General features: G+C 33.2%; 12 protein-coding genes. 5 read left to right on the forward strand and 7 right to left on the reverse strand.

Annotated elements, in window-relative coordinates; translation table 11 throughout:
* Positions 1–539 precede the first annotated feature (539 nt).
* Positions 540–1184, forward strand: coding sequence for an aureusimine biosynthesis 4'-phosphopantetheinyl transferase AusB (gene ausB, locus J3R86_RS00545; protein WP_207517605.1), 645 nt, complete (start codon positions 540–542; stop codon positions 1182–1184).
* Between the two features lie 90 nt (positions 1185–1274).
* On the opposite strand, the gene J3R86_RS00550 is transcribed toward ausB, so the two are convergent.
* The 5 genes from J3R86_RS00550 to rocD form a co-directional block, all read right to left on the reverse strand.
* Entirely contained in the window at positions 1275–1754 is a 480-nt protein-coding gene (locus tag J3R86_RS00550) for a YagU family protein (RefSeq protein WP_207518487.1), read from the reverse strand.
* Between the two features lie 305 nt (positions 1755–2059).
* A complete protein-coding gene (gene argB, locus J3R86_RS00555; RefSeq protein WP_207517606.1) occupies positions 2060–2821 on the reverse strand; it encodes an acetylglutamate kinase in 762 nt (253 codons plus the stop codon).
* 17 nt (positions 2822–2838) lie between these two features.
* A complete protein-coding gene (gene argJ, locus J3R86_RS00560; RefSeq protein WP_207517607.1) occupies positions 2839–4071 on the reverse strand; it encodes a bifunctional glutamate N-acetyltransferase/amino-acid acetyltransferase ArgJ in 1233 nt (410 codons plus the stop codon).
* 11 nt (positions 4072–4082) lie between these two features.
* A complete protein-coding gene (argC, locus tag J3R86_RS00565; RefSeq protein WP_207517608.1) occupies positions 4083–5171 on the reverse strand; it encodes an N-acetyl-gamma-glutamyl-phosphate reductase in 1089 nt (362 codons plus the stop codon).
* 66 nt (positions 5172–5237) lie between these two features.
* Positions 5238–6440: an ornithine--oxo-acid transaminase gene (gene rocD / locus J3R86_RS00570; RefSeq protein ID WP_207517609.1), complete on the reverse strand. Its 1203-nt coding sequence runs from the start codon at positions 6438–6440 to the stop codon at positions 5238–5240.
* A 331-nt stretch (positions 6441–6771) separates the two neighbouring features.
* Between rocD and J3R86_RS00575 the strand changes: the two genes are divergently transcribed.
* From J3R86_RS00575 to J3R86_RS00590, 4 genes are all read left to right on the forward strand, one after another.
* Entirely contained in the window at positions 6772–6879 is a 108-nt protein-coding gene (locus tag J3R86_RS00575; RefSeq protein WP_207517610.1) for a lactococcin 972 family bacteriocin, read from the forward strand.
* A 93-nt stretch (positions 6880–6972) separates the two neighbouring features.
* The gene (locus J3R86_RS00580; protein WP_207517611.1) at positions 6973–8937 is read left to right on the forward strand and encodes a DUF1430 domain-containing protein; all 1965 of its coding nucleotides are present in this window, start codon (positions 6973–6975) and stop codon (positions 8935–8937) included.
* A 5-nt stretch (positions 8938–8942) separates the two neighbouring features.
* A complete protein-coding gene (locus J3R86_RS00585; protein WP_207517612.1) occupies positions 8943–9254 on the forward strand; it encodes a YxeA family protein in 312 nt (103 codons plus the stop codon).
* A gap of 5 nt (positions 9255–9259) precedes the next feature.
* Positions 9260–9892, forward strand: coding sequence for an ATP-binding cassette domain-containing protein (locus tag J3R86_RS00590; protein WP_207517613.1), 633 nt, complete (start codon positions 9260–9262; stop codon positions 9890–9892).
* Between the two features lie 271 nt (positions 9893–10163).
* On the opposite strand, the gene brnQ1 is transcribed toward J3R86_RS00590, so the two are convergent.
* Positions 10164–11519: a branched-chain amino acid transport system II carrier protein BrnQ1 gene (brnQ1, locus tag J3R86_RS00595; protein WP_207517614.1), complete on the reverse strand. Its 1356-nt coding sequence runs from the start codon at positions 11517–11519 to the stop codon at positions 10164–10166.
* 440 nt (positions 11520–11959) lie between these two features.
* On the reverse strand, positions 11960–12526 hold the full coding sequence (locus tag J3R86_RS00600) for an isochorismatase family protein (protein ID WP_207517615.1): 567 nt from the start codon (positions 12524–12526) through the stop codon (positions 11960–11962).
* Between the last annotated feature and the right edge of the window lie 107 nt (positions 12527–12633).

Raw genomic sequence — 12633 nt, forward strand, 5'->3', positions numbered from 1 at the left:
TTTGATAATTCTATTGAGTATTGTCGGGTGGGTGGGTTCCGTCATCAAAAAATTTAAAAGGATTACAGTTGCTATGAAAAAGGTCTACAGTTTATTACTTCATAATAAACTGCATAAGATTTTCTAGCTATCAAGATAGCAGAAACTCTAACAACTGCATTGGGACCCAACACAAAGGGAGTGGGACAGAAATAAATTTTATATAAAATTTATTTCGTAGTCCCACCCCGGCAAGACTGACTAGGTTTTCAAAATGGTGATTTATCAACGCTTTGAAAACCAGACAGTTACTGCCAAATGCTTAAATTTAAGTGTAAAATACATTTTGTCCCAGGCTCAACAAGCAATGCAAGTTGGGCAAGGGCCCCAACATAGAAAAATGCTATAAATAGAATTTTTACTATAACGTGCAAGTTGGGGTGCGAGGCTTAAAATATAATTATATATCAGTCCAATTTTGGAGAGAACCAAAGTTATTTCGGTTCCATTCCCATGACTTTTGTAATAAATATTAATTAATAAAGTAAGTAGGAGACGTCATGACCGTATTTGTAATGAAACTACAACATAAATTTAAAAATATTGAATCCATGTTAAGCCGAAGTATTTGGTCATTAAAAAAGCCAATAATAAATCATTACCAATGCGCACATGATCAGTGGTTGCATAAACTAGGTGATATCTTATTACAATATGGTATCGAATATGATACTGGATTATTACCACATGAATGGGAGTATCAAATTTCCAAGCAAGGTAAAATTAGTATTATTCAAAAACATGTGAATCAACCGATGATTCATGTCAATTTATCATATAGCTTTCCGTATATTGCATGTGTTGTTGATTCGCAACCTGTAGGTATTGATATCGAACGTATATCAAATAAGCTAGATTGGAAGACATTAGTAACATGTTTATCTGACAATGAAGCTGGTATAATTCACAATAATCAAGACTTTTATAATATTTGGACTATGAAAGAAAGTTTAAATAAATTATTCGGTAAAGCGAAGATGTATAGCTTAGAGGAACATGATGTAACAAAACAGTGTTATTACCGTCAGCAAGAAGTAGCATTTCAACACTTTATCATCAATGATTTTATCGTCCAAATTGCATTTACCAACAAGAGTAATTTTAATTTAAAAAGAGTGTCAACTTTCGACTTACTAAGTCTGTAATATCATGATAATTAGCGCAACCTGATAATGACATAAAAACACCTCTATATTTGAGAAGATGAATTATCTCAAGTATAGAGGTGTTTGACTTTATATTATTTTATAACGATAGACAAAATGTTGACGAACTAATTCTATAGTCATCATCCAAACAATGTGACCAAAGAGTTCAGATAGATGTTCTTGGAAAGGTTGATCCCATATAGCAGGTACTGTATGTGCAATCGGCATAATAATGAGGTGGAATAATACCCACATTGCAATACCAAATACCGCACCTTGACCCATCGCCATGTATGAATATTTACGAACTAAAAAACAATAAATAATCGCAATGACAATAGAAAAACTGAAATGTATGATAAAACTCACCCATGGTAGTTGCATTGTAGAAAAAGTATAAGTTTGATGTGTGAAGTCACTACTGAATCCTAATTGCTGCAATAATTCTTGTGGTGGGTTTGTAGCATTTCGTTCAGGTGTACGTGGTGGAAACATCACTTCCCATCCTAATTTGACAATGCCAGATAATAAGCCACCTATAAGACCAGCATAGATTAATAACCCTATTTGTTTTCTTGACAATATAATGACCTCCATTTCTTTATGTAGTGTCATTATAAAACAATGTGATTTTATTCACAATATCAAATTATAAAAAAACAAAAGTACCGCATAATATCATTAAATGAATAGTTATTTAGTGTATGAACAAAGACAATCTATGATGTTAAAGCTAAACGATGTTATCGTAAAATAAGCCCCTGCTATACAAATTCATTGAAGTGAACCCCAAAAGTTAGATTTTAGGTCTAACTTTTGGGGTGCGATTCATCATTCCTTGTTAGCAGGGGTATATTTGATTACTGTTCAAGTTAACTGATGACTGTACCCATAAAATCATTATGATAAATGTTACTAATAATATGCTCTGTTGCCCCACATGCAATGACAACACTACTACAACCAAGTGATATTGCTTTTTGAGCCTCGCGAACTTTAGGAATCATCCCACCATAAATATCACCGCTAGCGATACAACTATCGATGTCTGATGTTTTTAACATAGATAAAATTTTATCATTTACGATTACACCGTAAGTATTACTTAACACGTATATAGGTGCTTTTAAGGAAGCTGCCATGTAATAAGCAAGTGTATCTGCATTGATATTATAAAATTGATTGCAATCATAGTTATATCCAATGGAACTAATGATAGGTATAAACATTGAACATAGGTGTGTTAAGGTTTCGGTATTAAGTTGACTAGGTTCAGCAACGTAACCATATTTAAAATTCAAAGGTGTGATATTAAATAATTGTCCATCTAAGCCATTTAAACCAATAGCGTGACAATTGTATTGGTTAAAACGTGCAACGATAGCAGTATTGACATCAGCAAGTAATGTTTGACGTGTGATGTCGAGTGTTTGTTCATCAGTAACACGTAAACCATCAATAAATTGAGGGGCAATATTATGACTTTGCAACGCGTTATTAATGAATGGTCCACCCCCATGTACAATAATTGGATGAATATCTAGTTCACGCAATGCTTTAATATCGGTAATGATTGTCTCGTGCATATTTGTTAAAGTACTTCCACCAATTTTAATAATAATATGTTTAGTCATGATTTCACCTCTAGTATTTATGTGCGATATGAAGCATTAATTCGGACATAATCGTAAGATAAATCGCAACCGTAAGCAGTTGCCTCATTATTGCCAACACCTAAATCAACATCAATCGTAATATCATTATGCTTTAATGTTTGCGACATCTCATCTTCATTAAAAGATACCGCCATACCATGTTTTACTACAGCTATACCATTCAACTTAATCGATGTTTGATTAGGTTGAATGTCACAATTTGTGTAACCAATTGCTGTAATAATGCGACCAAAATTAGCATCTTGACCAAAAATCGCAGCTTTCACTAGATTAGAACCGACAATGCTTTTGGCAACAACTTTAGCGTCAGATACTGAGCTAGCACCATTAACATTAGCGGTAATAAGCTTTGTAGCACCTTCACCATCACGGGCAATAGCTTGTGCTAAGTAGTTACACACATAATTAAATGCTGTTACAAATGTCATCCATTGAGGATGTTGTGGAGTTAAAGGCGTTTGATGTGCACAACCATTAGCCATGACTAAGGCCATATCATTCGTGCTAGTATCACCATCTACTGTAATCATATTAAAAGTGTGGTTTGTAGTAGATTTTAAAAGTGTTGTTAAATCATCATTAGCAATATTAGCATCAGTAGTAATAAAGACTAACATGGTTGCCATATTAGGATGGATCATACCAGAACCTTTGGCTGAGCCACCTATAGTAATCGTGTGGCCATCAATTGTTAGTGTGACGGCAGTGTGCTTCGTACACGTATCAGTAGTTAAAATAGCCTCGTTAAAAGCGTTAGGTACTGAGTACTGAGTGTCTAGGATATGTTTCGTACCATATTTAATTTTATCCATTGGTAAGTATTCGCCAATGACACCGGTTGATGTCACTGCAACATGTTTAGGGTCAATATGTAATTGTTGCGCTGCCCAAGCTTGAGTTTGCTTCGCATCATTAATGCCTTGTTGACCTGTACAAGAATTTGCATTTGCTGAATTAACTACTAAAGCTTGCAATTTTCCAGATGATTGCTTCAAAGTCTCTTCTGTGACAATTAATGGTGCGGCTTTAAATTGATTAAGCGTGTAGACTGCTGCTGCACTGGCTAATTTTGTTGAATATAACCAAGCAAAATCCTTTTTATTAGCTCGTAAGCCAATATGCATGCCACCAGCAATAAATCCTTGAGGTGTACTAATATCACCTTGATTTATTATTGTAAATTGTTGTGTAGTTTCATGTTGTATCATAGGAACACCTCTTATGGATAGACTGGCGATTGCTCAAGTCCTGTTGTAATATCTAAATCGTATAGTAAGTTTAGGTTCTGTATAGCTTGACCACTAGCACCTTTAACAAGGTTGTCAATCACTGATACTAAAATAGCCTGTTGTGATTGTTCATCAACGTAAATACCAATGTCACAATAATTACTACCTAAGACTTCTTTTGTAGTAGGAAATTGTCCTAACGCTCTAATTCTAACAAATGGATGTTGCTCATAATATGAAGTCATTAAGTGATGTAACGACGTTGCTGTTTGTGGTGTAGTTAATTTAACGTATATCGTTGATAAAATGCCGCGTGTCATTGGGACTAGGTGTGGAGTGAAGATTACAGAGACTGTTTCGTTAGCAACTGCTGATAAATATTGTTCAATTTCAGGTTTGTGTTTATGTTGACCTATGGCATAAGCACTTAAATTCTCATTCATTTCTGAAAAGTGAACACGTTGTGACAGTGAACGACCTGCACCAGATACACCTGTTTTAGCATCAATAATAATTGTTGATACATCGATAATACGTTCATTTATTAGAGGATGCAGTGCTAGTAATGTTGCAGTTGGAAAACATCCAGGATTAGCAATTAGTTGACCCTGTGACAATGGTGCGTCACTATTAATCTCCGAATGATTATTACGATGACTAACTGAAGTACTACTTAATATGTTAGGCCATTCAGCAATACGATATGATGCACGAGTTAAATCTTCAATAGCTGCTGCTTCCTCTTGATAATATTGTTCATAGACATCTCGATTTGTCAGACGAAAAGCACCAGATAAATCAATGATATGGATACCAGTATTAAGAAAAGGAGGAATGCATACTTTACTCACATGTGCAGGTGTCGCAAAAAAGATAACATCACAATCATTATGATCAACAGTTAATGCTTCAAACTGATGTATCAAATGTTGTAAATGTGGAAAAGTATGATGCAATGGTTCATCAACTTTTGAATGTGAATAAATATGTGTAATCGTAACGAAGGGGTGTGTTTGCAATAAACGAATTAATTCAATTGCTCCGTAACCACTACCACCAACAATACCTACTTTAATCATGAGAAATCCCTCCTATTTATGAATCTATGGCGCTTTATAAGTTAACAAAGCCTCACACTATAGTTGTTATATGCCTAATTTCGTTGTGTTAGTAAAGACATCTTGGCAAGCACTAACGATACACTGAATATCAGCTTCGCTAATAACTAAGGGTGGAGATAAACGAATAATTGTACCATGTGTATCTTTGCAAAGAATGCCGTGTTGAATGAGTTGTTGAACGTAAGGTGCAGCATTACAATGTAATTCAATACCAATAAATAAACCGCGACCACGGATGTCTTTAATCACCTTGCTATCAAGCTGTTGTAATTGTTTGAGTAACATCTTGCCTAATTGTTCAGAGCGTTGAATGAGTTGTTCTTCAATCAGTACATCAATTGCAGCAGTTGATGTCGCGATAGCTAATGGGTTGCCACCAAAAGTTGAACCATGTGTACCAGGTGTTAACACTTTCATTACATCATTATTCGCTAATACAGCCGATACGGGGTATAGACCACCACCTAGTGCTTTGCCTAAAATATACATATCAGGTACAACATTTTCCCAATCCATAGCGAATAATTTTCCTGTTCGACCTAAGCCGACTTGAATTTCGTCTGCAATTAACAAAATATTATGCTCATCACATAACTTGCGAACGGCTTGTATATAACCAGCAGGAGGAATAATAACACCGCCTTCACCTTGAATAGGTTCTAAGATAATGGCTGCAGTATGATCTGTGACTGCTTGTTCTAATTGTTTAATGTTACCGAAATCAACAGTAGTCATACCTTCAAGAAGCGGATGGAATCCTTGTTTATAAGCGCTATGATTAGATAATGATAGCGATCCTAACGTCCGTCCATGAAAATTATTATTCATGGCAATAATTTGAACGTTTCCGTCAGCAATACCTTTAATGTCAGTTCCCCATTTTCTAGCAATTTTTAAAGCAGCTTCAACAGCTTCAGTACCAGTATTTACAGTTAACACTTTGTCCTTTTGAGCAAGTTGACAAAGTTTTTGTTGCCATAGACCTAGGTTGTCACTATAAAGAACACGAGAAATAATCGATAATTTAGATGCCTGAGCTGTCATGGCTTCAATAATCTTAGGATGACAATGCCCTTGGTTAGCTACGGAAAACCCAGCAATACAATCAATATAAACATTACCGTCAATATCCCAAACTCTAGCACCTTGTCCTTTGGTAATAACAAGGTTTAATGGTGCATAATTATTAGAACTATGGCGCTCTGTAAGTTCAATCAAAGATGTCAATATAATCCCCACCCTTATATTTATACATTTTAAAGAAATAATATTAATATATTACAGTTGTTCGCTATAAGTGTCAAATAAAAATTTAATATTAAAATGATAAGAATAATAATTTAATTATGAATAAGAAGATAAATTCTTTGAATATTTCAGAAAATTCAGTATATTATAATTAAAGATAAAGAAATATAAAATATAGAAAATGAGTGAAACGAAAGGAGAAGACAATTTACGTTTATTTTGTTAGCACTCAGTTTATTTATTGGATTTTTACCATTTGTTTATGGGACTACTGATTAAACTGATTAAGCAGAAGGTGGTAGTTGAAACTATGGCCCAATATGTATGGTCTTATTATTATCATGGTTATAAAGGACATAGTTCCACAGCAATAGGGCGTTATAAATCAAATAGTAGATATACAAAACCAGGCAAATAAGCTAGGACATCTGCTGAAAAAAGATGGTGGTTTGCTAATAAAGCATTCTACAATGTTTATTAATAAATGTATGAAGAACATTCGAGGTGTTGCATGAAAGTTTTTAAAGTAGTATTGGATTTTATTGTGGTGTTATTAGTTGCCCTTTTATTATTTATCTTTAGTTACAAAGAAAGTGAAAGTTATATTCCTAATGCTAAATATATAGTGAATATTAACAAATGGAACTATGAACACAGTAAAACAGATATATTTAAATCAATTGAACAATTTGCTAAGCAACAAGATATCTCTATTTATAAAGTGAGTCCGAGTATCAGTAAAGGGAATGTAGATAAGGATATTTATATATTTAATCCACTTAATAACATCAAAATACAGCCCTTCAATTCACAACTTGTCAATCACTATTTAACAGATAAAGCATTACAACAACGTGATGTGCTAGGCGATTATTATATAATGTCGAGTCATTTTAATGAACAAGCGCTCAAAGACATGTTTCAAGATAAAGGGCTCAAGGCTCATATTACTAAAGTAAATACAGGACAAATAGCTTTAGAAGTTCTATTTGATACACAGTTAATTATACCTATTATAGCGATTGCTATGATTTATGTCTTATATTATTTATATGATAAAAATAGAAACTTCAAACAGTATGCGATTCAAGCTTTACATGGTTATCAACTTCACCAGCTCATTGCTCAAGGCTTTATACGTAAAAGTGGCTATTGGTTAATCATGATTATGAGCCAATTATTAGTAACCATCGTGACATTAATACTAACGACATTTAATGGCAATCTTTTAGTGTTTCTTCAAAGGTTGATTGTCTTAGATATGATATTGATACTATTTGTCATCGTCGCTTATATTTGGTCAGCAATATTATTACTTAATTTGAATATTGCGAGTATGATCAAAGGGAAACAACATTTTAAGACGATGCGCACGATTAATACTGTAGCGAAATGTATCGTATTAGTCTTATTGGCATTTGTTATTACTCAAAATTTAAATATCCTGTCAGATTTACAGAAAGTTAAATCAACAGAGAAATATTGGCATGTGGTAGATGATTATTATGCTGTTGAGTTGGCTCCTATTTTAGAAGATGAAGCAGCAATGAAATCTTCAATGGCTAACATACATAAGTTGATTCAAGATAATGAACGACATGGAAATGCACTATTAATTAAAACAAAAAGTTTTTTAGCATCATCTCCTCAAAATTTTTCACCCTTTGATGGTAATGTCACCTTTGTTAATCCACAGTTTTGGAAATTATACAATCAAAAATATCCACTAAATATTCCGTTAAATGATCAACCACAGCGCGTTGAAGCAATGATTCCGGCAAACCACAAAGTTGATTGGCACACAATTAACGCTGAGTATCAAGGTTGGTATCAAGATTTAAAAGCTAAAAATATGAGCAAGGGTTCAATCCGAGTAACGAAAGTTAAACAGCCAACCGATCTCTTTTCATTTGAGTATCGTACTGTAGATTATTTTAAAAAGGTCAAATCGTCAGCGATTATCAATGTCACTGCAGATGATTTATGGGATGATTTCTACTATGCCACACTATCACAAGGTGGCTATCTATTTAAAGATTATGATGCTGTTAATGACAGTATAAAAAAATATAACTTGCAAAATAAGATCAGCGGTGTCACTAAAGTCAAAGATATTATTGAACGTGATTACAGAGAAAATCAGCTTCAACTCATTGTGTTATCGTCATCAATGGTTTTCTTAATGATTGTGATAATTACTGTCGTACTATTTGATGTCAAAATATATTTTGAGCAGCATAATAAAGTGATTGTGATGAAAAAGCTCTTTGGTTATAAACTTGTGCGTATACATTATCGCTATTTATTACTAAGTAACCTGTTATTAATAATCGTATGGGGCATCTCCCACAATCTCATTAATAGTCCATATTTAAGTTGGTTATTTCTTACAACCTTAGTTATACAGCTATTCTTACAATGTTTCTATATGCGTTATTTAGAAAAACATTTCAATACAGTGATAAGGGAGTTGTAAAGTTAATGAAAACAGTATTTGCTGGCATATTAGCCATTATCGTAGTGATTTTTATTATCATGTATATTAACGTACCGTATATTGATCGCTTTAACCCATTTATAAAAATGGAAACACACTATGCAAAAGTACCAACCAAGACGCAAGATTATGAAGATATTACTATCTATGATAAAGATGGTGACAAGTTAGGATATACCTTAACATTTAATGGATTTGATCCAAGTCATGCATACGTTAAAGTAACGCATAAAGGACGCTATGTTAAATCAATCACTTACATTGACAAATCACAGTTTCCTGAACAAGCGAGGTGATATATATGATTGAATTACAAGATATCACACTTAATAAAGATGATAAGACCATTTTCAATCATTTAAATATAAAGTTCGACAAGGGTAAATCATATGCACTTATTGGTAAGAGTGGTTCAGGTAAATCGACATTACTTAATCTAATCGCAGGTCTTGAAAAGAATAAGAAGCATCAAATTATGATAGATGGCAAGCTTCAAAAGTTTAATCATCAATTTTATAAAAATGATTTAGGCTATCTGTTTCAAAATTATGGCTTGATCGATAATCTGTCAATTGATGCCAATTTGGATCTTGGTTTGGCTTTTAAAAAGATATCAAGACAACAGAAAAAAGCATTGAAATTAAAGTATCTAAAGGAATTTGGTCTAACTGCAGACAGTAAGCGTAAAGTACATACATTAAGTGGTGGGGAACAACAACGTGTAGCACTTATTCGCTTAATCCTAAAAGATCCTGCTATTATATTGGCGGACGAACCAACTGGCTCATTAGATCAGCAAACGGGTTTGCAAATTATGGATGCTTTATTCAGTATGCTAACTAAAGATAAAGTGTTAATCATGGCAACACATGATATGACTTTAGCTGAACGTTGTGATGAAATAATTGACATTGAAAAATATAAAAAAATATAACGCATGCATCAGTTTTAAAAGGTACTATTCCCTATTGAATTAGTACATAATTATGTTATTCATTAGTCCCAAAAATAGATAACCTTTTAAAATGAATGAAAATAAACCGAGATGGTCAACATTTATTGTGACTATCTCGGTTTTTATATGTGTCATTGTATTAAAAGGGTTCGCTTCCAAATTGGACTGATACATAATTATTCACTTTTTATTGATCAGTCCTAAAAAACAGATAACCATTAAAGGTTAGTGTATCGTTGTACTAATTTAATTATGTTGTTGGTGTTTGACGATTTTTTACTTTATAGACAATAAAGCCGATAATAAAACCAATAATACTTGGAACTACCCAGCCCATGCCAATCGTTGATAATGGCAAATAGTGTTGACCAAAGCCAATCATTGATTTAGCAAATGCTGTTTGTGAAATAAATGTCGGACTTGCTTTCAAGCCATCTATGAAAGCTGCGAGTAAAGTAAAGAAAATAGTCCATTGGTAAACAATTTTAGCATGCTGAAATTTACTACTGAATAATGTTAAGACGATTAAGACAATTGCTAAAGGATACAAGAACATTAGTACGGGAATTGAGTACATAATAATCTTAGTTAAACCAACATTAGCAAATAAAAATGACACGAAACTGACAACAGTAGCAATCGCTAAATAATTTAATTTAGGAAATAGATGTTCAAATGTTTCTGAAAATGCCGTAATTAAACCTATTGCCGTTTTCAAACAAGCGACCATAACGATGAGTGAAAGGAGTACGATTCCATAATTTCCTAGGTAATATTGAGTGATTTGAGCTAAGGCAATACCACCATTGTCACTTATTTTAAAGTGTCCCATACTCAATGTTCCCATCATAGCTAATAGTGTATAAATCACACCCATCATAATGATACTGATTGTACCAGATTTAATTGTTTCTTTAGCAATGTCGGTAGGATTTTCAATGCCTAACTTTTTAATAGTTGCGACAATAATAATACCAAATGCTAATGAGGCAAGTGCGTCGAGCGTATTGTAACCATCTAAGAAACCATTGAATAAGGCGTTAGATTGATATTGTTTACTGACAGGTGCATCGCTAATATTGCCAAGTGGATGAATAAAGACAAATAATAATATGATACCTAATAGTATTAAGAAAATTGGGTTCAAAAATTTGCCGATATATTCTAAAATGCGTGATGGTTTACTTGCAAAGAACCATGCCACGATGAAAAATAGTAAACTAAAAATAAATAGATATAATGTCATTTGTTTAGCATCTAAGAATGGTGAAAATGCAATCTCAAACGATGTTGTTGCTAGTCTGGGTAAAGCGAAAAAGGGTCCGATGACAAGATACAGTGCAATCGTAAAAATATATGCATAAGTCTTATTTACACGTGAAGCAATGTCAAATAAACCAGATGTTTTCGAAATACCTATAGCTATGATGCCTAAAAATGGTAATCCAATTGCGGTGATTAAAAAACCTAAGTTAGCAATGAGTACGTTAGAACCAGCAGCTTGGCCCATATGTATTGGAAAAATAAGATTACCAGCTCCAAAAAATAGTCCGAATAGCATTGATCCAATAAAAATATTTTCTTTTAATGTTAGTTTCTTCTTCATGAATGTCGTTGTTCTCCTTTGTAGGACTTTTATAAGTATGCTTATAAAGATAATATCAAAGATTAAATAGCAATTGATATAATTTTTTTAAATTGGGCATAAAATATACAAACACATAAAGATACATCAGTAACTAAAATAGGATAATATAAACAGTTTTAATATTTCAAGGGTTGTAAGTTAAAAGCGTACGCTAACAAACGAGAGATAACATTTTAACTATTTGGGCGACTATATTGTATATGATTAAGAAAATCATGTTGTCATACTTTTTCAGAGATATTTCATAGATAGACAATTATTGAAAAAGGGAAGGCGCAATGATGTTGTTAAAAATTGGTAATAAAAAACTACACTTACCATAGTCATCATGGTAAGTGCAGTTATTAAAATGATGAATGACGCTACTTAAATAGCTGCTAAGTAGAACAAGCCACTATCTAAGATATCTCCAAACGAGCGATAAAGTCATCAGTTGTTAGCGTTTGTCCCATAATAGGGAAAATATAATTAATAGGGAAGTTGTGTGTCGTGTCATTTTGCGCAGACATCATATCAGTGATGAAATATTGATTGTAATTCAATTGAAAAGCATCACGTGCAGTTGAGTCAACACCAGCATGTGTTGCTACACCACCAAGGACGATGGTATCAATACCACGACGACGTAATTGTAAATCTAAATCAGTACCGAAGAAAGAACTGAAATTACGTTTAGTTACGACATAGTCATCATCTCTTTTATCTAGTTGAGGATGAAATTGCGCGAAATCTGTTCCTTGCTTTGGTGGCAGAGGAATCATGGCATTCGGTTTTAATTCATCTTGACCATCATAAAAGTCAACATGTACAAAGGCAATGAAACCATTCTGTTGTCTAAATATATTAATTAAACGATTGGCATTATTAATAATAGTGTCAACTGAATGTGGTGCATAATCGAGTTTGGTAATACCTTGTTGTAAATCAACAAGCACTAACGCAGTTTTATTAAAATTGATCGTCACAGGTCAGCGTCCTTTCTTTGTATAACTATTTTTAGTGTGTCAGTGGAACAGAACTAATATTGTCATTCCAATCTTGCAAGGCTAACTTTAGGTGCAAAATGTTGTTT

Origin of the sequence: Staphylococcus simiae (assembly GCF_017357005.1) — a bacterium.
Lineage (GTDB): Bacteria > Bacillota > Bacilli > Staphylococcales > Staphylococcaceae > Staphylococcus > Staphylococcus simiae_A.